The sequence below is a fragment of the Blautia sp. KLE_1732_HM_1032 genome (assembly GCF_025147905.1).
Classification (GTDB): domain Bacteria; phylum Bacillota; class Clostridia; order Lachnospirales; family Lachnospiraceae; genus Blautia_A; species Blautia_A fusiformis.
The window spans coordinates 1,673,299-1,696,320 of record NZ_CP102266.1 but is presented as its reverse complement, the minus strand read 5'-3'; the positions used below and the strand labels follow the sequence as shown (position 1 = coordinate 1,696,320).

The window sequence follows — 23,022 nt, the reverse complement described above, 5'->3', positions numbered from 1 at the left end:
TTGTGTTAATGTTCTCTAAATACAATAAAAGAGTAGAGAACTTATTGATATGCCCCATACCCTTATTCTATTATTTTTGCGTATAATTTTTAAACAACTTTAGAAATTATCATTACATTTGAAAATTTTATTTCATATCCTGCATCAGCAATTCCCATAAGTAACGCTGCCAGAAACGCCGGCGTAAATCCTATGCTTTCAATAAAATTCTGAACATTAAAAATCCTATAGTAGGATTTCCCATTTGGGGCTGTACATATCTCAACTTCATTCAGCAATTCTATTTTTTTTATAACAATCTCAAAATAACTTTTTGATTCAAATATTGGTCTGATTTCTGATTCCAAGAAACTTTTCATTTTTGTAATATCATCCAGGCATATCAAAGAATAATGCTCCATATATTTTTTGAAAAGAAACGGCGTATCAATAACAGAAAGCATATCTTGATACATTTTTCTAAAATATTGCAAAACAAAACTTTTATTTAAATATGGTTGGTTTGTTAAAAATTGTGGGGAATGCTTTTTTTTCATATCATTATATATTTTTTCTATCGCTATGCAATGTTCTTTGAAACTTTTCTCCGCACTTATCCCCTTAGTTCTTTCTATCAGAAAGTAATTTTCATTTCCAATAAACTGAATATGATTCAGTTCATTAAATTTGTTCTTTATTTGATTATAGTTACTAACGATTTGTTCCTTTCCAAAATCATCTCTAAGGCTTATATAAAATTGCTCGATTAAATCTTGCAACGGTGTACAAAGGGAACATAATAAAAAACTTAATAATGGACTGCCAATCTTACACAAAGTACCGCCCAAACGAGACTACGGGCGGTATTTTTGTATCATGGCGGAGAAAGGAGGAACTTCCCACGGGGGCTTGACTGAAAAGTTGAGCCTCTTTTTTCATGCCAAAAAACAGGAGGTAAATGCTTATGGCAGATGATAAAACCACAAAAACGCCGGAACAGCCGGTAACGGATAGCGGGCCGGGCAAGGAAACGCCTCCCGCTCCCCCAAAAGAGCCGGAGAAGGTTTCCGTTTCTCCGGAGCCGGAAAAAAAGACGGAACCGGAGGTAAAGAACCCGCAGGTTTCCGTCTATAACTTCGCTGAAATTATGAAGGAAAAGAAGGTCGAGGAACGGGCGGCAGCTCCCAGCGGGGAAAAGCCTGCCCCGGCAAAAACGGAAAAACCGGAAAAGCAGCCGGAGGCTCCGAAGAAAGCGGAGGAAAAACCCAAAGAGCCGGAACAGCCGAAGCGCCGGGGCCGTCCCCCGAAAGCAGATAAGGACAAGGCCGCAGCCCCGAAGCCCGAAGCTCCCGCACAGAAACCGGAAAATGAGGTCAAAAAGGAACCGGAGAAAAAAACGGCGCCAACGGTACAGGCCGCTCCCGCTCCGAAGGAACCCGAAAAACCGAAGGATGCACCACACCGGGGCAAGGAACAGATCGTTTATATCAAGCTGAACGAGCTTCACGCCTTCAAGAACCATCCCTTTGAGGTTCGGGATGATGAAGAAATGCGGGCTATGGTGTCCAGCGTCAAGGACAAGGGCGTGACCCAGCCCGCTATCGTCCGTCCCCGTGAGGATGGCGGCTATGAGATCGTGTCCGGCCACCGCCGCCAGAAGGCCAGCGAGCTTGCCGGATATGCGGATATGCCCTGTATTGTTCGCAATCTGACGGACGATGAAGCCATCACGCAGATGGTCGAGGACAATCTCAACCAGCGTGAAGAAATCCTCCCCAGTGAGCGGGCCAAAGCCTTGAAAATGCAGCTTGAGGCCATCAAGCACCAGGGCTCCCGCACTTCGGGCCAGATTGACCCGAAGGACGCAGGAAAACGCTCCAACGAAATTGTAGCCGAGCGCAATAAGATGGCGGTCAAGCAGGTGCAGCGGTATATCCGGCTCAATGAGCTGGTTCCCGACCTGATGAAGCTGATGGATGAAAAAAAGCTGGGCTTTACTACGGCGGTGGAGCTTTCCTATATCGGCAAGAAGAACCAGAACTATATCGCCGTCGCCATTGACAGCCAGCAGTCCTCGCCTTCACAGGCGCAGGCAAAGCGTATGCGTGAGTTGGACGAAAAGAAGCTGCTCAACGGGGATGTGATCGACGGCATTATGATGGAGGACAAAAAGGAGGTAGACAAAGTGATTTTGACAGGTGCGGAACTGAGCAAGTATTTCGGCAAGGAAACTACGCCGAGGGAAATGAAGGACCAGATCATCAAGCTGCTGGACGACTGGAAGGGTCAGCAGAAGGAACATGAAAAGCCGGAGAAGAAAACCGAACAGGAAAAGTAAGCCCAAACTTCGGGTCAGCATGGCCCGAGGATTGCGGGGCTCTGCCCCGCGCCCCGAAGCTCTGGAGATATAAATTATTCCCCGTCGCCAGTTATTCCGTAGCATAGCCGGGAAAATCAGTCAAGGGCAGCGCCGCCGCAGGCGGTGCCAGAGGCACCCTTGACGGATTTCTCCCGGTTATGCTTTTTCTCGGTCAAGCGACGGGGATATAAATTCTCCAGAGCCGTTCCCCTTCCCGGGGGAAGGGGCGGAGGGGTTGGGCGAACTCTTGCTTTTCCCTAAACCAAAACAGAAATGGAGGCTCAACCAATGAAACGACCTTTAGCATACCTGACCGCCGCATGGAGCGGCGAGCCGGATGTTGATATGGAGCTGGCGGCCCACTACTGCCGTCTTGCTTATGAGGCGGGCTTTTCCCCAATCTGCCCGCTCTTGTATCTGCCGCTGTTTTTGAATGACAGCGTTCCCGAGGAACACAAGGCCGGGATTGATATGCGCCGGGATATGCTGCGGCGCTCCCACACCCTGATTGTCTGCGGCAGCGCTGTGGACGAGGATGTAAAAAATGATATTGCGGTTGCCGGGCGGCTGGGCATTGCGGCGACCACACTGGAAGGGGTGCTTGCCGTGAAGGGACACGGAACCCCGGGCCATGCCGGACATTAAGCTGGGAAGCCTTTTCGACGGGATTGGCGTGTTCCCTCTGGCTGCTTCCCGGTGCGGTATCCGTCCGGTATGGGCCAGTGAGATTGAAAAAGCGCCCATCTCCATAACCAAAAGGCACTTTCCCGACATGGTGCATTTGGGGGATATTACGAAGGTGGACGGCGGGAAAATCCCGCCGGTTCATGTAATTACCTTCGGTTCCCCCTGTCAGAACCTTTCTCTGATCGGCAACCGCTCCGGCCTTGCCGGGGCAAAATCAAGCCTGTTCTATCAGGCGTTTCGTATCATACAGGAAATGAGGGATGCTACTGATAACCTATATCCAGCTATCGCTGTTTGGGAAAACGTCATGGGAGCGTTTTCTACAAATGACCGGATGGACTTTAGAGCCGTCCTATCCGCCTTCTCGGACACCGAAGTTCCAATGCCTCCTTCGGGAAGATGGGGTAACGCCGGAATGGTGCGAGGGGGAACGCCTGATGTGTGCTGGCGGCTCATGGACGCCCAGTATTGGGCAGGCACCCGAAGGCTGGCACGAAGGCAGCGGATTTTCGTCGTGGCGGATTTTGGAGGCAGACGTGCCGCAGACATACTATTTAAGCCCCGTCCAATGCTCCCACTTCCTCCGCCTTGCGGAGAGGGCGGGCGGGCCGCCGCCGAAGGAGATCGAACAGCTTCTTTTGAAACAGGGCGGCAGATACCAGTCATCCACCCCTTTCAGTGCTTCCGTATGCGGGGAGCGGCAAAAAGGCAGGAAGAAACGGCCTTCCGAAACAGCTTCGGATTACCAACTGACCCTTTTCCCACTCTTTTAGCCAGTGACGTGACGCCCTTCGCCTTCTGGTATGAGGGCGACCCGGAGGGCGGCTGTATCCGTTTTCTGACGGAAACAGAAAGTGAACGGCTGATGGGGCTGCCAGAGGGCTGGACAAAGTACGGGGCGGACGGCGTGGAGATTCGGCCTCTGCAACGCTACAAGGCGCTGGGAAACGCGATTGCCCTCCCTTGTGCCGATTACATTATGGCCGGGATCTATGAGGTGCTGGCTGACCGGGCCGGAAAGGAGGAATAAGCCCATGTTTGAAGCCTATATAACCAATACAGCCCTGTACCCCTTAATGGGGATCGAGGTAGGGACAACGGTACATTTCCCCACGACGACACAGGAGTTGCAGGCCGCCCTTGCCAAAATCGGGATAGATGGGAAACGGTACAGCGAAGTGTTCTTTACCAGCTTTGACAGCGATGTGCTGGGGCTCTACGATCATCTCTACGAATGTGAGAACATCGACGAGCTGAACGAGCTGGGCCACGCTCTGCTGGAAGTACGGGATAAGGGCGGACTGGAAACCTTTGAAGCCGCTCTTGTCTTGGGAAACCACACACGGAGCGTGAAGGATTTGATAAACCTGACGCAGAACCTTGACCTTTACCGCTTTTACCCGGATATTTCTGATGATGAAGGGCTGGGCCGTCTGTACGCCGACGAGCTTGGGACCATCGACATACCGGAGCACATTCAGAACTACTTCGATTATGAAGCATACGGACGGGATGTGCGTATCAACGAGGGCGGCGTATTCGCTCCCGGTGGGTATGTGTCGGCAGTCCCGGAGGGCTTCAAGGAGTATTACCACGGGCCACAGGACATTCCGCCGGAACACCGGATATTTGCCTATCCTGAAAAGGCCGAGCCTGTCCACTCCATTCTCGCTGCACTCAAACGGTTTCAAGAAGCCCCACCCGCTCCGAAAAAGGACAAGGCGGGACCTTCCCATGAAGAACGGTAGGACTTCGGGCCAGCATGGCCCGAAGCATAAAGGAGGTGCATACCATCAACTATTACCCTATCAATGAAGGAGCCGCCCGCCGGGCAAAAGAAATGAACAGCTTTTCCGACTACAAGGAAGGGAGCGCAACGGCGGAATACCGGGCAATGGTAGACAAGGCCGCCGCCATAGCGGAACAGCAGAAATCGCGGGTGGACCCCATGTACCATGAGAAGATCGACCATCTGTTAGACACCTACGCCCGCAAGCTGGCCGAAAACATGAACCAGGGCTTTGCCATTGACGCAAGGGTTCCCTCTATGATGATCGCCGGACCTGCCAATTTCCCGGTGGGAAAGAAGGAAAAACAGAACCGGGCCCGGGACAGCAACATGGAGGAATGGCGGTATATTCAAGGGCTTCTGGATAAGATACGCAGTACCGGCATGGGCGGGATCAGCGCCGATGACCCGGCGGCCATTGAAAAGCTCCAGAAGAAGCTGGACGGGCTGGAACGCTCCCAGCTCATTATGAAGGAGGTCAACGCCTATTACCGCAAGCATGGCAAGCTGGATGGCTGTGTGCTGCTGTCTCCGGACCAGATTGAAAAGCTGAAAGCAAGCATGGCGTCAAGCTGGCGGAGCGACCCGAGGCCCTTTGAAAGCTACCAGCTTACTAACAACAATGCGGAGATCCGCCGGATAAAGGCCCGTATCGAACAGCTTTCCAAACAGGCACAGCAGGAATTTTCCGGCTGGGAGTTCGACGGGGGCCGTGTGGAAATGAACCGGGAGGACAACCGCTTGCAGGTGTTCTTTGACGGAAAGCCTGACGCGGACACCCGGGCCGAGCTGAAAAGCAACGGTTTCCGCTGGGCTCCCAGCGTGGGCGCATGGCAGAGGCAGCTCACGGACAACGCCATCCGGGCGGCTGACCGGCTGGAATGTATCAAGCCGCTGTCCGGCGAAAAGCCCTCCCAGCTTCAAAAGAAGCCCTCTATCTTGCAGACCATGCGGGAACAGGGCGAAAAAGTCCAGACGGAGCCGGAAAAGAAAGCTCCGTCCGGCAGGGATGCCGAGCGGTAAGCCTCGGGCCACATTGGCCCGAGGCTTTCTGTTCCCCGAGATTGTACGGGGGCCTCCCGGATAGCGGGAACCCCGACGGAAAGGAGGTTTTATGCAGGAAGAAGTAAACCAAAAAACGGTTGCCCTTTCGATCAGGACAACGAAGCTCACAGGAAAAGTGCTGGCTGCCGCTCTTGGCAAGGTGGTTCGGGTGCTGCAAAAGCACCACCGGAAGGCGCTGACCCCGCAGGGACGCCAGAGTGTAAAAAAGCTGATGAACCACTATGGCGGCAAAAGCACCATGCCCTATGTGGGAGCTCCAAAAGATTTTGACCGGATCGCGAAGGAGTTCCATGTGGACTACGCTTTCCATAAAGTGAGCCCCGGTCATTACCTGCTGTTTTTCAAAGCCAATCAGGCGGACGCTATCACGGCGGCCTTCCAGAAGTACAGCGCAAAGGTGCTGAACAAAGAGCAGGACAAGGCTTCCATCCTCGGCCAGCTTCGGAAATTCACGGAGCAGATCAGGACACAGGCAAAGGAAAAGCAGCGAACCAGAGAGGCGGTGAAGGACGGACGTTGAGTGACAAGATCAGAAAATATGTGCTCCCAAACCTGCCATACCTCTTTGTGTTCTGGTTCTTCTCTAAAATCGGGACGGCCTACCGGATCGCCCCCGGCACAGACTTCGGGACAAAGCTCATGGGGATGCTCGATACCTTCCCCAAAGCCTTTGAAACCTACTGGCCGGGGCTGGGCGGTATTGACCTGCTGGTGGGCCTTGCCGGTGCGGCTGGGGTGTATCTGCTGATACAGTCAAAGATCAGGCAGGCGAAAAAATTCCGGCGGGATGCGGAGTACGGCACCGCCCGCTTTGGAACAAAGGAGGATATAAAGCCGTTTGTAGACCCTAAATTTCAGAACAATGTCATTCTGACCGGGACGGAGTTCCTGACCATGAACACCCGTCCGAAAATACCCGCCAATGCCCGGAACCTAAACGCCTGTGTCATCGGCTCGTCCGGTTCGGGTAAGACAAGGTTCTGGCTGACCCCGCAGCTCCTTCAAGCTCATTCCTCGTATGTGGTGGTAGACCCGAAGGGCGGCACCCTCGATCAGTGCGGGCGGTTCCTGCAACGGGAGAAATACAGGGTGCGGGTGTTCAACAGTATCGACTTTTCAAAATCCATGCACTACAATCCGCTGGCCTATATCAAGACGGAAAGCGATGTTTTGAAATTCGTTACTGCTCTGATCGCCAACACCAAAGGCGACGGCAAGGAGGGCGACGAGTTCTGGACTAAAGCTGAAACCCTCTTGTACTGCGCCCTTGTGTCCTACATCGTCTTTGAGGGGCCGGAGGAAGAACGCAACATGAATACGCTGGTGGAAATGATAAACAGCATGGAAGTCCGGGAGGATGACGAAACCTTCAAAAATGCGGTGGACTATATGTTTGACGGGCTGGAACGCCGCAGCCCCCAGCACTTCGCCGTGAGGCAGTATAAGAAATACAAGCTCGCCAGCGGCAAGACAGCCAAAAGCATCTTGATTTCCTGCGGTGCAAGGCTGGCTCCCTTTGATATTCCCCAACTACGGAAGATCATGTCTTATGACGAGCTGGAGCTGGATAAGCTGGGGGATGAAAAATCGGCGCTGTTCTTTCTTATCAGCGACACGGATACCACCTACAACTTTTTGGTTGCCCTCGCTTTTTCGCAGATGTTCAACCTTCTGTGTGAACGGGCTGACAACACCTATGGCGGGCGTCTGCCCTATCATGTGCGGGTGCTGTGGGACGAGGCTGCCAACACCGGGCAGGTGCCGGGGCTGGAAAAGATTGTGGCCGTCATCCGCTCCCGTGAGATCAGCCTGACGCTTTTTTATCAGGCAATGAGCCAGTGCAAGGCATTGTACAAAGACCATTCCGAAACCATCATGGGCAACATGGACAGTATCGTATTCCTCGGAGGCCGGGAGGCTTCCACCCTAAAGGATATTTCGGAAAACTGGCTGGGCAAGGCCACCATCTCCATGCAGACCGAGGGCCGAAGCCGGGGACAGTCTGAAAGTTACAGCCAGAATATGCAGCGACTTGGCCGGGAGCTGATGACCACCAGCGAGATCACCACCATGCCCGGGGATAAATGTATCTTGCAGCTTAGGGGGCTCCCGCCTTTTCTATCCCCAAAGTATGACTTGAAAAAGCACCCGAATTACAAGTACACAGCCGAATTTGATAAAAAGAAAAACGCCTTCCGCTTGGAAAGCCTGTTCCGCCACCGGCCATTGAGACTAAAGCCGGAGGACGAATACACGGTGTACGAAGTGGACGGCTCCGACACGGACGAAGAAGCTGACCTGTTGAACTTCGATGATCTGGACAGCGACGAGTTTGTGTAACTTCGGGCCATGATGACCCGAAGCGCCGCCGATGTGGGCGGCTTTTTTTGTACCCAAAACCATCAAACAAACAAAATGGAGGAACGTATATGGAATTTTTCAATCAGGCAATCGACATTCTTAAAATTCTGGTCATGGCTCTTGGCGCTGGTTTGGCGGTATGGGGCGTCATCAACCTTCTGGAAGGTTACGGGTCGGATAACCCTGCGGCAAAATCACAGGGCATTAAGCAGCTCATGGCGGGCGGCGGTGTCGTTCTGATCGGCCTTCAGCTTATCCCTCTGCTGTCCGGCCTGTTCAGCTAAGTGTCACCCGTTGTCCCTTTTCCAGAAAAGGAGCTGATGTATGGACTTTATCATCGACGCAATCGTTGAATGGCTGAAAGGTCTGCTCGTCGATGGTATCATGGGAAATCTGGATGGCCTTTTCGATAACGTCAATCAGAGCGTTGGCGAGATCGCCACACAGGTAGGCACGACCCCGGCGGACTGGAACGCCGGGGTCTTTTCCATGATACGACAGATCTCCGAAACTGCCATTCTGCCAATCGCCGGGGTCATCCTCACTTTTGTTATGACCTATGAACTGATACAGATGCTCATAGAACGCAACAACCTCCATGAAGTTGACACATGGATGTTTTTTAAGTGGGTGTTCAAAACCTTTGTGGCTGTGATGATCCTGACGAATACCTTCAATATCGTGCTGGCGGTCTTTGATGTGAGCCAGCATGTGATCCAGCAGTCAGCGGGCATTATCCAGAACGGGACAGAGATCACGCCGGATGTGCTGGACAGTCTGCGGACAGAGCTTGAGGCGATGGAGTTAGGCCCTCTGTTCGGACTCTGGCTCCAGTCCTTCCTGATCCAGCTTACCATGATTGCCTTAAACATCGTGATTTTCGTCATCGTATATGGCCGTATGATTGAAATTTATTTACTCACAAGTTTAGCGCCTATCCCGTTTGCCACAGTCCCCAACAGGGAAACCGGACACATGGGGCAGAACTATTTCCGCTCCCTCTTTGCGGTGGGCTTTCAAGGTCTATTGATCTTAGTCTGTGTCGCCATCTATGCGGTGCTGATCCAGAGTATCGCCACCGACGGCGACCCCATCGGGGCGATCTGGGGCTGCGTGGGATATACGGTGCTGCTGTGTTTTACCTTATTCAAAACAGGCAGTCTTGCAAAATCCATCTTCGGCTGCCATTAAGAGACTTCGGGCCATGCTGACCCGAAGCGGAAAGGAGGCGGTATGCCTCGGCGTTACAAACAGGGTGCGGACGGACAGCCGCACCCGGCTTTCTATGGAAAGCTCCCCGAAGAATTTTCTAAAGCAGACACCATGCGCTTTATGGTGGAAACCGATCTGAAACTGTCCGGGTGCGTATCGGCGGACACGCTGGCGGCACTCCGGGCGGAAGGCTATGACTACAAGGACGGGAACCTTGTTCCCGTCGGAAAGGAGGAAACCATGCAGGAAAAGGTTGCAAACACCACCCCGGCCGCACCGTTGAAGCTGGATGTAAGCGTGCGGGTCATCGAACCTGTGAAAAACCTCATGGGCTTTGCCAGCGTGAAATTCAATGACTGCTTTGTGGTGGAAAATCTGAAAATCGTACAGGGCAGCAAGGGGCTCTTTCTTGGGATGCCCAGCCAGCCAGACGGCAAAGGCGGCTACCGGGATATGGTCTACCCTGTCACAAAGGAGTTCCGGGAACAGCTCAATACCGCTGTTCTGCAAGCCTATGAGGCAAAGCTGGAACAGATGGCGGAGCGCGGCTCTGTGGGGCGTGCGTCCATCAGCGACCAGCTCAAAGCCGGAAAAGCGGCTGCCGAACAGGCAAAGGCAGAACGGCCTCCGAAGGAAAAGCCCAGCCGCAGTGCAGAGCGTTGACCTCGGGCCATGCTGGCCCGAAGCAGAAAGGAGGCGGAAACCATGCCACGCAAACGGACGGGCTATGACGCAGCCTGCTATTACGACGGAAAACTGCTGGGCCGCTGTACCAAAGCGGACAGCGATGCCTATACCCTGTTGATGAACGCCTGCGGCGGGGACGCCGCCCGTGTCCTGCGGGAATACGCCTACTTTTCCCCGGAGCTGAAGGCCATCTTGGAAAAGGCGGCTCTCATGCAGGCGGACCGGAACCGGACGGGCGGAATGTTCCATGCGCCGAAAAGCTCCCCGTGGGGCGAGGTGCAGAGCTGTGAAGTTCTCTGTCCGGGGGTGTTTCTGGTATCTACCGCCAGCCACGGCGGAACGATGGTGGCAAACGAGGTAGCCGCCGTCCTCTCCCCAGCGGCCAAAAAATGCGGCTTCAAGGACAAGGGCTATATCTGCTATGAGGAGGACGCGCAGGAAAGCGTAGTGCTTCGGGAGCTGCTGGACAAAAAGCTGTGGAACATCCCCGACCGCATTAAGGACAAAGCGCAGTTTGAAGAAAACCTCAATCAGTCCATCCGGCAGTATAATCCCGAATACTGGCGGGCAAGGCAGAGCGGACGCAAGGCCGCCGAAGCCGCCCGCAGTACAACCCCGGCCAAAGAGGCCGCAAGATAACCTCGGGCCATACTGGCCCGAAGCAATAAAGGAGGTGTAACAAAATGGCCTATGTGCCAGTACCAAAAGACCTTTCCAAAATCAAGACAAAGCTGGCCTTCAACCTAACGAAGCGCCAGCTTGTTTGTTTTTCCAGCGCAGCGGCGGTGGGCCTCCCGGCTTACCTGTTTTCCCGTGGCAGTATCGGGAACAGTGCCGCCATGTTCCTGATGATCGGCCTCATGCTCCCGTTCTTCTTTCTGGCTATGTATGAACGAGACGGTCTACCGCTGGAAAAAGTGCTGAAAAACATCATCCGCACCCGGTTCCTCTATCCCCGTGTGCGGCCTTACAAAACCGAAAACTTCTATGCGCTGCTTAGCGCCAGAAAGGAGGCGCAGCCGATTGCGAAACAGCAGAAGGGCCGGAAAGCCCGCAGGCAGAAAGCCTGAAAAGCAGGGCCTTACCGGCCTGTTCACGAAAGGAAAGAACATTCCCACCACCGCCCAGCAGACCCTCCCTTACCGGGAAATGTACCGGGACGGGGTGTGCCGGGTAGCGGACCGCTATTACACCAAAACCATTGAATACGAGGACATCAACTACCAGCTCGCACAGTCCGAAGATCAGGCGGCCATCTTTGACGGGTGGAGCGCCTGCCTTAACTACTTTGACAGCAGCCTTCCGTTCCAGCTTTCCTTCCTCAACCACCGGAGCCGCCCGGGCAGCCGGTACAGCGTGAACATCCCCATGCAGGACGATGATTACAACAGCGTCCGGTGTGAGTATGTGGAAATGCTGGAAAACCAGATCGCCAAAAGCAACAACGGCATTGTCCGCACAAAGCTCCTGACCTTCGGCGTGAACGTGGACGACCTTCCCACCGCCAGGGCAAGGCTGGAACGTGTAGAGGCGGACATTTGCGGGAACTTCAAAAAGCTGGGCGTCAAGTGCCGCTCCCTTTCGGGGCTGGAACGGCTGGAGCTTCTTCACGGGCAGCTCCACCCCGGCAGCGGCTCCCCCTTCCGGTTTTCATGGGATATGATCCCCAAAACCGGGCTTTCCACCAAAGACTTTATCGCCCCGGACAGCTTCGACTTCCGTTTCAGCCGTCTGTTCCGGGTGGGGACGACTTGGGGCGCCGCCTCCTACTTGCAGATTTTGGCCTCGGAGCTCTCGGACAAGCTGCTGGCGGAGCTTTTGGAAATGGATGCGGAAATGACCATCACCCTCCATATCCAAACCGTCGATCAGGCCGCCGCCGTAAAATCCATCAAGGCCAAAGTCTCCGACATTGACAAGATGAAGGTGGAGGAACAAAAGAAGGCAGCCCGGTCAGGGTACGACATGGACATACTTCCGCCCGACCTCGTAACATACAGCAACGACGCAAAGACCCTTCTGGAAGATTTACAGAGCCGGAATGAAAGAATGTTCCTGCTGACCTTCCTTGTGGTAAACATGGCCCCGACCCGCCGGGAGCTGGACAATGACCTGTTCACGGTGTCCGGTATCGTCCAGAAATACAACTGCACCTTGAAGCGGCTGGACTTCCAGCAGGAGGATGGTTTTCTTTCCAGCCTTCCGCTGGGCCATAACGGCATTGAGATCAAGCGCGGCATGACGACAAGCTCCACGGCCATTTTCGTTCCCTTTATGACGCAGGAGCTCCGCATGGATGGCGAAGCCGTCTATTACGGGCTCAACGCACTTTCCCATAACGTCATCATGGCAAACCGGAAGAAGCTCAAAAATCCCAACGGCCTGTTCCTCGGCGTGCCGGGCTCCGGCAAATCCTTTGCCGCAAAGCGGGAGCTTGTGAACGTGTTCCTTGCCACCCGTGACCGGATCATTGTGGTTGATCCGATGGGCGAATATTCGCCCCTTATCAAGCGGCTGGGCGGACAGGTCATCGAGATCGCCCCGGACAGCCCCCACCACATCAACCCGATGGACATTGATTTGAGCTTCGACGAGGAAAACCCGATGGCGCTGAAAGCCGACTTTATTCTGTCGCTGATGGAGCTGATCGTTGGCGGCAAGGACGGCTTGCAGCCGGTGGAGCGTACCGTCATTGACCGCTGTGTACGCCAGATGTACCGGGAACACTTGCAGGACCCGGAAACAAGCAAAATGCCGACCCTCCAAACCCTGTATGACCTGCTCTGTTCCCAGCCGGAGGGCGAGGCGGTACGGCTGGCAACTGCCCTTGAAATCTATGTGTCGGGTTCTCTTAACGTGTTCAACCATGAAACCAATGTGGACTTGAACCGCCGTTTGGTATGCCTTGACTTAAAAAAGCTGGGGGCCGGGCTTCGGACGATTGCCATGCTCATTATGCAGGACTTGGTAAACTCGCAGGTGTCCATGAATTTCCTGCGTGGTATCGCTACATGGTGCTACTTCGACGAGTTCCATGTGCTGCTCCGCGACCGGCTGACGGCAAGCTATTGTGTGGCGATCTGGAAAATGCTGCGAAAAAAAGGGTGCGTTCCGAGTGCTTTAACGCAGAACGTAAAGGATTTTCTGGCAAGCCCGGAGATCGAGAACATCTTTGAAAACTCGGACTTCCTTGTGCTGCTCTCGCAGGCACAGGGGGACCGGCAGATTTTAGCCAAACAGCTTGGGATCAGCCCCCACCAGCTTTCCTATGTGACCCATACCAATTCCGGCGAAGGGCTGCTGTTCTTCGGGAATACCACCATCCCGTTTGTTGACCGCTTCCCGCAGAATACCGAGCTGTACGCCATTATGACCACCCGCCCGGAGGACAAAAAACAGGAAATGAACCGGGCATAACACACTTCGGGCCATGTTGGCCCGAGGTTTGGAAAGGAGGGATACGTCATCGGAAAGAAACCGGACAAACGGAATTTTCAGAGGCCGGGGCCGACGGAGGATACCGGGGGCAATCGCCCCGGACCGGCTGAACGGGAAGGACCTTCCCCCGCACCATCCCGGCGTCTGCGGTTTGAGGACGAGGATACCGGACAGGACAGCCCTTCGGGCCATGATGGCCCGAAGTCCAAAAGCGGCAAGTTTCAAGAGGACAGACGGAAAAGCCGTCCCTCTGACCGCATGAGGCAGGAAGATGAAGCGGACGGGCCGCAGGATACCGGCAAGGCACAGGAGCCGGAGGGCTCCGCCGAGAAGGCCGGGAGCAAAAAGGGCAAGTACCAGAAAGCACAGGCAAAAGCGGAACACACCGGGGAAAAGCTGGGAAAGGCCCGGGAGAAACTGGACAAGACCGAGGCAAAACGGGCAGCGAAGAAGCCGCCGGGGCTTGCGAAGAAAGCTGTCCGGGGAGCCCGCACCGAAGCATGGTTTTATCTCCACAACAAAATCCACGAAGTTGAGCATGAAAATGTGGGTGTGGAAGGAGCCCATAAGTCGGAACTTGTGGCCGAGGCCGGAGCCCGGAAACTGACCCGGTATGCCAAACGGAGATACCGGGAACACCCGGCCCGGAAGGTGGCAAAGTGGGAACGGAAGGACATAAAAGCCCGGGCCAATGTGGATTTTCAAAAGATGGCCTCCGAGCACCCGGAGCTTGCCAGCAATCCGCTTTCCCGTGTGCAGCAGAAATGGAAACTGAAACGCCGGTATTCCAAAGAAGCAAAGGCGGCTGCAAAACAGGGCGCAAAGACCGCAAAGAAAACCGCTGCCGCTTCGGGAACTGCGACCCGTCGGGCGGCGCAGTTTGTGACCCGTCATCCCGTGGCGGTGCTGGTCCTGCTCCTGCTGTTGCTGCTCTGTTTTCTTGTGTCGGCGGTAAGTTCCATCTTCCCCACGCTTGGCAGCGGCCTCGCCAATGCGTTATCCGGCACCTCCTACGCCTCGGAGGATACGGACCTGCTGGGGGTGGACGAGGACTACACAGCGCTGGAAAACGAGCTGGCGCAGACGGTAGCGAACATCGAAAGCACCCATCCCGGCTATGACGAGTACCGCTATTCCGTGGACGAGATCGGCCATAACCCCTATGAGCTGGCGTCCTATCTCTCGGCAAAGTACCATGTGTATTTCCGTGAACAGGTGCAGGACGAGCTGCGGGAAATCTTCGAGGCACAGTATGAACTGACCTTGACGGAGGAAGTCGAGATACGCTACCGCACCGAAACCAGCACCGACCCGGAGACCGGGGAAACCACCACCGAGGAAGTTCCCTATGAGTATTACATTCTCAATGTGACCCTCACAAACAAGACGCTGCCTGCCGTGATCCTGCCGAGGCTTAACGAACAGCAGCGGGAAATCTACACCGTTATGCAGCAGCTCAAAGGCAACAAACCCTATCTGTGGGAAGGGATTTACAACGGTGGCGAAGATACCGGCCCCAGCTATGAGATACCCGGCGAGGCGCTGGATGACCCGGCTTTTGCGGCGCTCATGGAAGAAGCCACAAAGTACATCGGCTGGCCCTATGTGTGGGGCGGCTCCAGCCCGTCCACCTCCTTTGACTGTTCGGGCTTTGTCTGCTGGGTGTACACGGCCAGCGGCGTCCACAACCTGCCCCGTACCACGGCGCAGGGCATTTATAACCAGTGCGCTATCATTTCCCCCTCCGAGGCAAAGCCCGGCGACATTATCTTTTTCACGGGAACCTATGACAGCCCCGGCCCTGTGTCCCATGTGGGGATTTATGTGGGCGACGGGATGATGCTTCATTGTGGTTCGCCCATCCAATACGCAAACATCAATTCAAGCTACTGGCAGACACATTTCTATGCCTTCGGGCGTTTGTGAGCCAGAGGAAAGGAGTCCTTGCATGAACAAGATCGACAAGCTCGATAAGGAACTGGAAAAAGCCCGGGAGAAGGCTGCCGAGTGGCAGGCCAAAATCCGGGAGCTGGAAAAGCAGAAACAGGAGGAAGAAAACAGCCAGATCGTGCAGGCGGTGCGCTCCCTCAAATTGACGCCCGCCCAGCTTATGGCTTTTCTGAATGACCCCAAAAACAGCCTTACCGCTTCGGGCCATACTGACCCGAAGCCGGAGGCACCCGAAAAGGAGGACACAGCCCATGAAGAAAATTAAATACCGCAGGCTGGCGGCGATGGCTGCCAGCCTTTTGTGTTGCCTGATCTTTACGGTCCCGGCCTATGCACAGAGCAGCGAGCCGCAGCCGGAGACAACGCCCGACCCGGTGGAAACCGAAGCAGAGCCGGAAACCCAGAACCCCTTTACCCCGGACGGGACGGGAACCGTGGTGGACAACGCCACCGACGAGGATGGAAAGGAGTTCTACACCATCACCACAGCAGACGAGAGCGTGTTTTATCTGGTGATCGACAAACAGAAAACCAGCGAGAACGTCTATTTCCTCAATACCGTTACCACAGACGACCTTCTGCCTCTTGCCGAACAGGGTAAGGAACCGCCCAAAGAAGTGACCCCGGAGCCAGAGCCAAAGCCCACCGAACCGGTGGAGGAAGTACCGGAACCCGAGCCGGAGAAAAAGGACAGCCCCCTTCTCTCTCTGCTCCTGATCGGTGCGGTGGTGCTGGCCGGCGGTGGGATTGGTTACTATTTCAAGATTTACAAGCCGAAGCATGAGGCCCCGGATTTGGAAGATGATTACTGCGAATATGAGGACGAGGAGCTGGAGGAGATCGCAGAGGAACCCGAGGACGAAGATACCCCGCCGTGGGAGGAAGATACGGAGGAATGAGAATGAATTTTACAAGCAGCCCTTTTGAACGAATGATGAAGGAAGTACCGCACCCCGGCTGGGACAATGACGACCCTTGTAAGGGATGCCGTTACTACAAGGAGTGCAAAGGAAAGAAAAAACAGTGCCGGAAGAAGTTCCGGGCGCTGATCGTGGAGCCCCGCCCTTCGGGCCATCGTGGCCCGAAGTCTTAAATGGACGCCCGGGAGCTGACCCGTGACGAGAAGAAGAAAATCCGTTCTCTTGTCACGGGGATGTGCGCCAACTATGACCGGGAAAGCGGCCTGTGCCTTCCTCTTGACTGTGCCTGCTATATGCTGCACAAGTGCTGGACAGGGGCGTACTGCCGTTATTTCCGTGAGGCTGTCCTACCTCTTAACCCGGAGCTTCAAGCGTCGCTGACAACGGAAGGCATCTCCCCGGAGCTGCGGGCCTGTGCGGTCTGCGGAAAGGCGTTTTTGCCCGAGGGGCGTCAAGCCTACTGCTCCGACGCCTGCAAGGCCGAAGGGAACCGCCGAAAAAGCCGGGAACGCATGAGGAAAATGCGGGAGAAAAGACCGGGCGGCTGTTACGATTTGCCGCCTCCAAAGGCTTGACATTCCGGGCTTTTTTGAGGGTGTTTCCGGGGTGGGAATATCTTATTACATTTCTCCCCGGTCTGCCCTCTTATTTCGTAACATCCAGCACTTCGGGTCATGTTGACCCGAGGCACAGAAAGGAGGGATCTCTTGGAGACAGTACAAGGATATGTGATTTTGAAAGCTGCCACCTTTGAAACCGGACACGGCTTTGCGCTGGGGCATAATCCGGGAGCGCCGAGCCCCTTTGTGACCTGGCAGTTTACCGAGGGGGAAAACGGCCATCGGGATTACTACTGGGGCCGCTATGGAACCAGTCAGGCGTGGGCGCAGCGGGACTTTGACCGCCGGGTGGACGACTATCAGCAGCTTTACCATGCGGCGGTCAAGCATACCGAGCTGGGAGCGGAGGGCGTTTACCGCTATTATTCCACCCAGCGGCCCGTGGACATAGGAACTTATCCGAAGCCGCCGGATAACCAGCCTCTTTCCATTGTCAACTACGATGATGACAGGCGGCGTCCTGTGGCAGACGGCAGGCTGATGGCATGGGGCGAACTGACCTACGCAAAGCCGCTGACCGAAAAGCAGATGGAGGATTATGAACTGAAACCAGCACCGGGCAATCCTGACCGGGTGCGCCCATCCATTACCGCCCGGCTCAAAGAAGGAACCAGAGGGCAGGCCCCCCCGAAGGAGCCCGGCCAGAAGCGGAGCCATCAAAACCATGAGGAACGATAAAGGAGGATCGCCATGCACGAAAAAGACAACTATCTGAAAACCGCCGAGCTCTCCACGGAGCAGAACTGCAACATGATCGACGGCGTACCCAACAATACGCCCATCCCACCCACGCCCCCGGAGCTGGACGCAAAACCGCTGGACAAGGTAAAGGAGCCCAAAGAGCGCCGGAAAGGCCGGGAACTGGAACGCTGATGGAGAACCGCAAGCGGAATGTCCATCTGCACGTCATGGTAACGCCGGACGAGCTGGCAGCCATCCATGAACGGATGGCTGAGGCGGGCATTTCCAACGCCGGGGCTTATGTACGGAAAATGGCTCTGAATGGGTATATCCTGCACATCGACCTTGCGCCCGTAAAAGAGCTGATCTCTCTGCAACGGCGCTGTTCTAACAATCTCAATCAGGTTGCTATACACGCACACACCTATGGCGTGTACCCGGAGGAAATCGACGGATTGAAGCGGGACTATGAAAAACTGTGGAGCGAGGTGTCAAAGGTGCTGCGGGAGCTTTCCGAGCTGGTGGCAAAGTAAGACGAGGGCGGCAGGCTTCCGTTACGGGGCTTGCCGCCCTGCTCTTTTTTTACCACTTCGGGCCAGTATGACCCGAAGGTTTGGGACAGGATTTACTAATCTTTCGCAACATTTATGTCCCCGGGCAGGCATGATAAAATAGAGGTAGGAAGGATAGATAAAGGAGGTTTTGAAGATGAAGATACTGCTGAAAATATTGGTTGCTCCCTTTGCTTTAGCGTTGTGCCTTCTGGCGGCTCTGCTGGTGTTCCTGTTTGATATTTGTGCCGTCCTGCTGACGATTGCCTCTGTGATCCTGACGGTGCTGGGTGTCGCTCTCTTTTTCACGCCGACGCCCATAGGCGGGATTGTATTTCTGTTTCTTGCCTTCCTTCTTTCGCCGTATGGACTGCAAGCGGCGGCGGGCTCCCTTCTTTGGGCGCTGGACGGAGGCAAATCCGCTCTGTACCGGTTTCTGGCAAGTTAAGCAGCCTCGGGCCATACTGGCCCGAAGTCGGGGCGGTCTGAATGGGCCGCCCCTTTCTCATGGAAAGGAGGAATGATTTTTGGCTACCACAACTTTGTTACAGCGCCATGCGGGCGAAGGCGAAACGATTGCTGAGGCTATCCGGGATTGTCTGGACTATGGCAAGGACCCGGAGAAAACAGAAAGCGGAAAGTATATCTCCGCTTATGAATGTGATCCGGCCACCGTGGCGGACGAGTTCCTTTTGGCAAAGGCCAGCTATGCCGCTATGACGGGCCGGGAACAGAAGAAAGAAAATAATGTGCTGTGCTATCAGATACGACAATCCTTCTATCCGGGCGAGATCACCCCGAAGGAGGCGAACCGTATCGGCTATGAGCTGGCTATGCGCTGGACAAAGGGGCGGCACGCTTTTATCGTTACCACGCACACCGATAAGCAGCACATCCATTGTCACATTTATTACAACTCCACCACCCTTGACTGCACCCGGAAATTCCGAAATTTTTGGGGCTCCAGCTTCGCCCTTCGGCGGCTCTCTGACAGGCTGTGCCTTGAAAACGGGCTGTCCATCGTGGAGAACCCGAAGCCCCGGAGCAAGAGCAAGTATCGGAACTATGGGGAGTGGCAGAAAGACCGGAAAGGACCGCTTTCCTATCAGGACCGACTGCGCCTTGCTATTGATACTGCGCTGGCGGAACGCCCCGCTGATCTGGACGAATTTCTCAATTTGATGAAGCAGGCCGGGTATGAGGTCAAGACGGTTCGGGGCGGCGGTATCAGCTTCCGGCTGACCGGGCAGGGACAGGAACGCTTCACCCGTCTGCGTGCCTCCACGCTGGGGGACGGCTACGACTTGCAAGATGTTCTGTCCGCCATTGAGGGCAAAGAAAAACGCCCCGGGCGCTCGGAGCGGAAAATCAGTCTGGCGGTGGATATTCAAGCAAAGCTGGCTGCCGGTAAGGGACCGGGATATGAACGCTGGGCGAAGGTATTTAACATTAAGCAGATGGCCGCCGCTCTTGCTTATATACAGGACAATGGACTGACCGATTATGAGCAGTTGGCACAGAAAGCCACCGAGGCGGCAGACCGTTTCCATGCCATTTCCGAGCAGGTCAAGCATACGGAACAGGCCATGAAAACCAATGCCGGGCTAAAGGCCGCAACGGTTCAGTATGCCAAAACCCGTCCGGTCTTTGAGCAGTATAAGGCGACGAAGTACAGCCGGAAATTCCTTGCGGAGCATGAGGCCGACCTTGAACTGTACCGGGCTGCACAAGCGGAAATGCGCTCTCTGCTGGGCGGGGCGAAGCTCCCTAAAATGGATGTGCTGAAGGAGGAAGGCCGTAAGCTCACAGCAAAGAAAAAACAGCTCTATGGAGAATACCAGAAGGCACGACGGGATATGCAGGAGATCGTCACGATCAAGGCGAACATTGACACTCTGATGGGCTATACCGAGCCAGGACGAAAGCAGGAAAAGGAGCGTTAAGGTTATGAAAATAAGGAGCAAAGCGACGCTGACACTTCGGGCCATGTTGGCCCGAAGATACGGGTTTGGGGCGAGCCCCAACAAGCCGCCTTTGTGCCACTTGTGGCCACAGAGGCATTGCTTGCCACTTAGCGGCAGCCCCTAAAATGGCGCAAAAAAACAGAGGTCCTTATTCTGGAACCTCCGTTTCTCTGGCTTTCTTAATGCCCTCGGCTGTGGCTTCTATTACGACAAGCTCTTTTTCAGTCATGGAGTTTAGAAGTACATCAATGTGTTTTCTGCAAGAGCTTGACCTTGCCCCTCCGTCCGCATGAATAAACTGGTCAACTGAAACGTCAAACATAGTAATGAGTTTAACAAAAAGGTCGAAACTGGGATACTGACCTTTGTTCTCAATATTCATAATGGTACGGGAGTCACGGTCTACTAATTCCGCAACATAGGCTTGTGTCCAGCCCTTTTCTTCTCTGGCTCGTTTGAGAGCCGCTCCGAGGCCGTGAAAGTCAAACCTTCTTTCATCTTGGTTCATTCTCATATCACCCTATATCATTCTACATTTCGGGTTGAATTATGAGAATGTAATGAGATTTTACATTAAGTAGTATTTTATTTCGCATCCGTGTAGGCTCTAACTTGTATTATTCGAGGTAGAGAACTATAATATATCCTGTGGAGGTGCGAAATGGACTATATGACATTGAAAGAGGCTGCCGAAAAGTGGGGCGTGACACCTCGTAGGGTAAATTATTATTGTGCCGGAGGGCGTATCCTCGGCGCTGTGAAAATGGCCGGTGTTTGGCTGCTCCCTAAAACTGCGGAGAAGCCTATGGATGCTTGTACAAAAGACTTTCGGAAAATAGATAAATAATTGAAAAAGGATTGCTATATTTGCTGTTAGGAGGTGAGCATAATGAATGCAAAGATACTGATTGCTGACGATGAAAGCGATATTGTTTCTATGCTCGGCAGCTTTTTTGAAAGCAAGGGCTTTCGTGTCTTGCCTGCTTCCAATGGTGCAGAAGCACTAAAGCAAGTGGAAAAACAACCGGATATTATTTTGCTTGACATCAATATGCCCGGAACGGACGGGTTAGAGGTTTGCAAGCGTATCCGCGATCACATATCCTGCCCAATCCTTTTTCTGACTGCCCGAATCGAAGATACAGATAAGGTAAACGGCTTTGCTGTTGGCGGCGACGATTACATTGTGAAGCCCTTTTCACTTATGGAACTTGAAGCGCGGGTGTGCGCTCATCTGCGCCGGGAAGCGCGACACAACTTTGAAGCGCAAGTCAAGTTTTCCGGTGATTTGACGATTGACTATTCGGAACGTTGCTTGTTCTTTGGCGATAAGCGTGTCGGTCTTGCAAAAAAGGAATTTGATATTGTGGAACTGCTTTCTCAAAATCCGGGACAGGTCTTTGATAAAGAACGGATTTATGAGCGTATTTGGGGTTATGACAGCGAGGGCGACAGCAGCGTTGTGGCAGAGCATATCCGCAGGATACGAACAAAGATTGCGGCATATACAGACCGGGTATATATTGAAACAGTTTGGGGGTGCGGATATAAATGGTTAAAATAATGCGACCCGTACAAAATTTATCTCTGCGTAAAAGTCTTGTACTCTATATTGTTCTCTTTGTTATGTTCGCTCTTGCCCTATCAATTATGACTGCTTCTGTATGTGAAACTGTCGCCGATAAAATCAATGAAAAGTACCCTAATACTGGCGAAAAATACTACTTGACGAATGAACAGGGGGAACGTTTGGGAGAAGGAACTTATATTTATAAGGAGCTGCCTGTCTTGAACGAACAAGACGAACAATTGCTTGCTATATTAGATTTGTTGCCAACCGTTACACCCCCTATTTATTCTGCATTCTGTATCATAGCGGCTGCGCTATTGTTTTACAAAAATAAACTGAAAAAACCGCTTGCTGAACTGCGGGCGGCTTCTGAAAAAATAGCGAACAATGATTTGGACTTTTCAATCGACTATGACAGCAACGATGAATTGGGGCAGCTTTGCGCGTCCTTTGAAATCATGCGGACAACCCTTGCGGATAATTTCTCTAAAATGTGGCGGCAAGTTGAAGAAAGAAAAGCACTCAACGCCGCTTTTGCTCACGATTTGCGTACCCCTCTGACGGTACTAAAAGGCTATAATGAAATGCTGCAAGCCAGCGACAATTCCCAAACGAGGGAAACCGCCGCCACAATGGGAAAGCATATTTCCCGTATGGAAAACTATGTGAGCAGTATGAGCAATCTTAGGCGTATGGAAGATACGCAGCCGGATTACAAGTTGATTGACTTGCAACCGTTGGTATCTTCTTTATATGACAGCGCAAAAATCGTTTGTACGAAAAACGGAAAAGAGTTGATTTTACAAAATGACATCCCTATTTTGCAGCTATCTCTTGACAGTGCATTTATCTCACAGGTATGCAACAACTTGATTTCTAATGCTGTGCGGTATGCCCGTACTTTGGTAACAATATCTTTCGCCTTGCATGACAACGGTTTGCTGCTTTCCGTATCGGACGATGGGAATGGTTTTGATAAAGACAGCCTACAAAAAGCCGCAAATCCGTACTTCACAGGGGAAAGCAACCATTCCGAGCATTTCGGACTTGGGTTATATATTTGTAAGCTACTTTGTGAACACCATAACGGTTATCTGAGGATTGAAAATACCGAAGTGGGAGCAAAAGTTTCCGCCTTCTTCAAAACTCCTGTCTTGTAGATAAAAAATAGATATTTACCCGCTATACT

28 protein-coding genes are annotated in these 23,022 nt (G+C 53.4%); 26 read left to right on the top strand and 2 right to left on the bottom strand.

Going from position 1 to position 23,022, the window contains the following annotated elements:
• Positions 1-89: 89 nt before the first annotated feature.
• On the bottom strand, positions 90-815 hold the full coding sequence (locus NQ489_RS08000) for a hypothetical protein (protein ID WP_044961821.1): 726 nt from the start codon (positions 813-815) through the stop codon (positions 90-92).
• A 128-nt stretch (positions 816-943) separates the two neighbouring features.
• Here NQ489_RS08000 and NQ489_RS07995 point away from each other — a divergent pair, with 128 nt between their 5' ends.
• From NQ489_RS07995 to NQ489_RS07885, 23 genes are all read left to right on the top strand, one after another.
• Positions 944-2,317, top strand: a complete 1,374-nt coding sequence (locus NQ489_RS07995) for a ParB/RepB/Spo0J family partition protein (protein WP_330671021.1) — start codon at positions 944-946, stop codon at positions 2,315-2,317.
• 309 nt (positions 2,318-2,626) lie between these two features.
• Positions 2,627-2,983, top strand: a complete 357-nt coding sequence (locus NQ489_RS07990; protein ID WP_003500157.1) for a DUF7768 domain-containing protein — start codon at positions 2,627-2,629, stop codon at positions 2,981-2,983.
• On the top strand, positions 2,970-4,055 hold the full coding sequence (locus NQ489_RS07985) for a DNA cytosine methyltransferase (protein ID WP_227945611.1): 1,086 nt from the start codon (positions 2,970-2,972) through the stop codon (positions 4,053-4,055). The genes NQ489_RS07990 and NQ489_RS07985 overlap by 14 nt, the downstream gene beginning before the upstream one ends.
• A 4-nt stretch (positions 4,056-4,059) precedes the next feature.
• Positions 4,060-4,773, top strand: coding sequence for an antirestriction protein ArdA (locus NQ489_RS07980; protein ID WP_015555149.1), 714 nt, complete (start codon positions 4,060-4,062; stop codon positions 4,771-4,773).
• Between the two features lie 14 nt (positions 4,774-4,787).
• On the top strand, positions 4,788-5,837 hold the full coding sequence (locus tag NQ489_RS07975) for a hypothetical protein (RefSeq protein WP_227945610.1): 1,050 nt from the start codon (positions 4,788-4,790) through the stop codon (positions 5,835-5,837).
• Positions 5,838-5,928: 91 nt separating this feature from the next.
• Positions 5,929-6,399 carry a PcfB family protein gene (locus NQ489_RS07970; RefSeq protein WP_227945609.1) on the top strand — a complete coding sequence of 157 codons (471 nt, stop codon included), beginning with the start codon at positions 5,929-5,931 and terminating at the stop codon, positions 6,397-6,399.
• Positions 6,396-8,219 (top strand): VirD4-like conjugal transfer protein, CD1115 family, encoded by a 1,824-nt coding sequence (locus NQ489_RS07965; protein ID WP_227945608.1) that lies wholly within the window; start codon positions 6,396-6,398, stop codon positions 8,217-8,219. The genes NQ489_RS07970 and NQ489_RS07965 overlap by 4 nt, the downstream gene beginning before the upstream one ends.
• 89 nt (positions 8,220-8,308) lie before the next feature.
• Positions 8,309-8,524, top strand: a complete 216-nt coding sequence (locus NQ489_RS07960) for a Maff2 family mobile element protein (RefSeq protein ID WP_016306504.1) — start codon at positions 8,309-8,311, stop codon at positions 8,522-8,524.
• Positions 8,525-8,564: 40 nt separating this feature from the next.
• Positions 8,565-9,431 carry a VirB6/TrbL-like conjugal transfer protein, CD1112 family gene (locus NQ489_RS07955; protein WP_005927637.1) on the top strand — a complete coding sequence of 289 codons (867 nt, stop codon included), beginning with the start codon at positions 8,565-8,567 and terminating at the stop codon, positions 9,429-9,431.
• 42 nt (positions 9,432-9,473) lie between these two features.
• Positions 9,474-10,115 (top strand): septation protein SpoVG family protein, encoded by a 642-nt coding sequence (locus NQ489_RS07950; protein ID WP_227945607.1) that lies wholly within the window; start codon positions 9,474-9,476, stop codon positions 10,113-10,115.
• Positions 10,116-10,124: 9 nt separating this feature from the next.
• The gene (locus NQ489_RS07945) at positions 10,125-10,778 is read left to right on the top strand and encodes a DUF7007 domain-containing protein (protein ID WP_012743496.1); all 654 of its coding nucleotides are present in this window, start codon (positions 10,125-10,127) and stop codon (positions 10,776-10,778) included.
• 44 nt (positions 10,779-10,822) lie between these two features.
• The gene (locus NQ489_RS07940) at positions 10,823-11,209 is read left to right on the top strand and encodes a PrgI family protein (RefSeq protein WP_003500106.1); all 387 of its coding nucleotides are present in this window, start codon (positions 10,823-10,825) and stop codon (positions 11,207-11,209) included.
• Positions 11,127-13,556 carry a VirB4-like conjugal transfer ATPase, CD1110 family gene (locus NQ489_RS07935; RefSeq protein ID WP_370866625.1) on the top strand — a complete coding sequence of 810 codons (2,430 nt, stop codon included), beginning with the start codon at positions 11,127-11,129 and terminating at the stop codon, positions 13,554-13,556. The genes NQ489_RS07940 and NQ489_RS07935 overlap by 83 nt, the downstream gene beginning before the upstream one ends.
• Before the next feature lie 279 nt (positions 13,557-13,835).
• Complete coding sequence (locus tag NQ489_RS07930; RefSeq protein ID WP_227945606.1) at positions 13,836-15,503, top strand: C40 family peptidase; 1,668 nt, start codon at positions 13,836-13,838, stop codon at positions 15,501-15,503.
• 22 nt (positions 15,504-15,525) lie between these two features.
• A complete protein-coding gene (locus tag NQ489_RS07925) occupies positions 15,526-15,792 on the top strand; it encodes a DUF4315 family protein (protein WP_005927622.1) in 267 nt (88 codons plus the stop codon).
• Entirely contained in the window at positions 15,779-16,426 is a 648-nt protein-coding gene (locus tag NQ489_RS07920) for a DUF4366 domain-containing protein (protein ID WP_227945605.1), read from the top strand. The genes NQ489_RS07925 and NQ489_RS07920 overlap by 14 nt, the downstream gene beginning before the upstream one ends.
• A gap of 2 nt (positions 16,427-16,428) precedes the next feature.
• Complete coding sequence (locus NQ489_RS07915; protein ID WP_003500082.1) at positions 16,429-16,620, top strand: hypothetical protein; 192 nt, start codon at positions 16,429-16,431, stop codon at positions 16,618-16,620.
• Entirely contained in the window at positions 16,621-17,022 is a 402-nt protein-coding gene (locus NQ489_RS07910) for a cysteine-rich VLP protein (RefSeq protein WP_012741674.1), read from the top strand. It abuts the gene before it with no gap.
• A gap of 99 nt (positions 17,023-17,121) precedes the next feature.
• Positions 17,122-17,745, top strand: a complete 624-nt coding sequence (locus NQ489_RS07905; RefSeq protein ID WP_326929027.1) for a hypothetical protein — start codon at positions 17,122-17,124, stop codon at positions 17,743-17,745.
• 12 nt (positions 17,746-17,757) lie between these two features.
• Positions 17,758-17,940 carry a DUF4316 domain-containing protein gene (locus NQ489_RS07900; RefSeq protein ID WP_003500078.1) on the top strand — a complete coding sequence of 61 codons (183 nt, stop codon included), beginning with the start codon at positions 17,758-17,760 and terminating at the stop codon, positions 17,938-17,940.
• Positions 17,940-18,281, top strand: a complete 342-nt coding sequence (locus NQ489_RS07895) for a plasmid mobilization protein (protein ID WP_119250575.1) — start codon at positions 17,940-17,942, stop codon at positions 18,279-18,281. Before NQ489_RS07900 ends, NQ489_RS07895 begins: the two co-directional genes overlap by 1 nt.
• A 175-nt stretch (positions 18,282-18,456) precedes the next feature.
• Entirely contained in the window at positions 18,457-18,747 is a 291-nt protein-coding gene (locus NQ489_RS07890; protein WP_154252646.1) for a CD1845 family protein, read from the top strand.
• A 79-nt stretch (positions 18,748-18,826) separates the two neighbouring features.
• Complete coding sequence (locus tag NQ489_RS07885) at positions 18,827-20,242, top strand: relaxase/mobilization nuclease domain-containing protein (protein WP_227945603.1); 1,416 nt, start codon at positions 18,827-18,829, stop codon at positions 20,240-20,242.
• A gap of 169 nt (positions 20,243-20,411) precedes the next feature.
• Here NQ489_RS07885 and NQ489_RS07880 read toward each other — a convergent pair whose 3' ends face one another.
• Positions 20,412-20,771 (bottom strand): helix-turn-helix transcriptional regulator, encoded by a 360-nt coding sequence (locus NQ489_RS07880; RefSeq protein WP_044961419.1) that lies wholly within the window; start codon positions 20,769-20,771, stop codon positions 20,412-20,414.
• A gap of 153 nt (positions 20,772-20,924) precedes the next feature.
• On the opposite strand from NQ489_RS07880, the gene NQ489_RS07875 reads away from it, so the two are divergent.
• Genes NQ489_RS07875 through NQ489_RS07865 form a run of 3 tightly spaced genes read left to right on the top strand, consistent with a single transcriptional unit; the run spans position 20,925 to position 22,993 of the window.
• Positions 20,925-21,110 (top strand): helix-turn-helix domain-containing protein, encoded by a 186-nt coding sequence (locus NQ489_RS07875; RefSeq protein WP_021651272.1) that lies wholly within the window; start codon positions 20,925-20,927, stop codon positions 21,108-21,110.
• A gap of 42 nt (positions 21,111-21,152) precedes the next feature.
• Positions 21,153-21,827: a response regulator transcription factor gene (locus NQ489_RS07870; RefSeq protein ID WP_021651273.1), complete on the top strand. Its 675-nt coding sequence runs from the start codon at positions 21,153-21,155 to the stop codon at positions 21,825-21,827.
• On the top strand, positions 21,815-22,993 hold the full coding sequence (locus tag NQ489_RS07865; RefSeq protein ID WP_044961421.1) for a HAMP domain-containing sensor histidine kinase: 1,179 nt from the start codon (positions 21,815-21,817) through the stop codon (positions 22,991-22,993). The genes NQ489_RS07870 and NQ489_RS07865 overlap by 13 nt, the downstream gene beginning before the upstream one ends.
• Positions 22,994-23,022: the final 29 nt, after the last annotated feature.

Bases quoted from the DNA above. Each gene is read 5' to 3' on its own strand.
- NQ489_RS07955 (WP_005927637.1), top strand. From the start codon at position 8,565: ATGGACTTTATCATCGACGCAATCGTTGAATGGCTGAAAGGTCTGCTC.
- NQ489_RS07940 (WP_003500106.1), top strand. From the start codon at position 10,823: ATGGCCTATGTGCCAGTACCAAAAGACCTTTCCAAAATCAAGACAAAG.
- NQ489_RS07870 (WP_021651273.1), top strand. From the start codon at position 21,153: ATGAATGCAAAGATACTGATTGCTGACGATGAAAGCGATATTGTTTCT.
- NQ489_RS07935 (WP_370866625.1), top strand. From the start codon at position 11,127: ATGCGCTGCTTAGCGCCAGAAAGGAGGCGCAGCCGATTGCGAAACAGC.
- NQ489_RS07990 (WP_003500157.1), top strand. From the start codon at position 2,627: ATGAAACGACCTTTAGCATACCTGACCGCCGCATGGAGCGGCGAGCCG.
- NQ489_RS07865 (WP_044961421.1), top strand. From the start codon at position 21,815: ATGGTTAAAATAATGCGACCCGTACAAAATTTATCTCTGCGTAAAAGT.
- NQ489_RS07910 (WP_012741674.1), top strand. From the start codon at position 16,621: ATGGACGCCCGGGAGCTGACCCGTGACGAGAAGAAGAAAATCCGTTCT.
- NQ489_RS07915 (WP_003500082.1), top strand. From the start codon at position 16,429: ATGAATTTTACAAGCAGCCCTTTTGAACGAATGATGAAGGAAGTACCG.
- NQ489_RS07880 (WP_044961419.1), bottom strand. From the start codon at position 20,771: ATGAACCAAGATGAAAGAAGGTTTGACTTTCACGGCCTCGGAGCGGCT.
- NQ489_RS07985 (WP_227945611.1), top strand. From the start codon at position 2,970: ATGCCGGACATTAAGCTGGGAAGCCTTTTCGACGGGATTGGCGTGTTC.
- NQ489_RS07950 (WP_227945607.1), top strand. From the start codon at position 9,474: ATGCCTCGGCGTTACAAACAGGGTGCGGACGGACAGCCGCACCCGGCT.
- NQ489_RS07925 (WP_005927622.1), top strand. From the start codon at position 15,526: ATGAACAAGATCGACAAGCTCGATAAGGAACTGGAAAAAGCCCGGGAG.
- NQ489_RS07920 (WP_227945605.1), top strand. From the start codon at position 15,779: ATGAAGAAAATTAAATACCGCAGGCTGGCGGCGATGGCTGCCAGCCTT.
- NQ489_RS07970 (WP_227945609.1), top strand. From the start codon at position 5,929: ATGCAGGAAGAAGTAAACCAAAAAACGGTTGCCCTTTCGATCAGGACA.
- NQ489_RS07995 (WP_330671021.1), top strand. From the start codon at position 944: ATGGCAGATGATAAAACCACAAAAACGCCGGAACAGCCGGTAACGGAT.
- NQ489_RS07895 (WP_119250575.1), top strand. From the start codon at position 17,940: ATGGAGAACCGCAAGCGGAATGTCCATCTGCACGTCATGGTAACGCCG.
- NQ489_RS07930 (WP_227945606.1), top strand. From the start codon at position 13,836: ATGAGGCAGGAAGATGAAGCGGACGGGCCGCAGGATACCGGCAAGGCA.
- NQ489_RS07975 (WP_227945610.1), top strand. From the start codon at position 4,788: ATGGCCCGAAGCATAAAGGAGGTGCATACCATCAACTATTACCCTATC.
- NQ489_RS07875 (WP_021651272.1), top strand. From the start codon at position 20,925: ATGGACTATATGACATTGAAAGAGGCTGCCGAAAAGTGGGGCGTGACA.
- NQ489_RS07980 (WP_015555149.1), top strand. From the start codon at position 4,060: ATGTTTGAAGCCTATATAACCAATACAGCCCTGTACCCCTTAATGGGG.
- NQ489_RS07960 (WP_016306504.1), top strand. From the start codon at position 8,309: ATGGAATTTTTCAATCAGGCAATCGACATTCTTAAAATTCTGGTCATG.
- NQ489_RS07945 (WP_012743496.1), top strand. From the start codon at position 10,125: ATGCTGGCCCGAAGCAGAAAGGAGGCGGAAACCATGCCACGCAAACGG.
- NQ489_RS07905 (WP_326929027.1), top strand. From the start codon at position 17,122: ATGTTGACCCGAGGCACAGAAAGGAGGGATCTCTTGGAGACAGTACAA.
- NQ489_RS07890 (WP_154252646.1), top strand. From the start codon at position 18,457: ATGAAGATACTGCTGAAAATATTGGTTGCTCCCTTTGCTTTAGCGTTG.
- NQ489_RS07900 (WP_003500078.1), top strand. From the start codon at position 17,758: ATGCACGAAAAAGACAACTATCTGAAAACCGCCGAGCTCTCCACGGAG.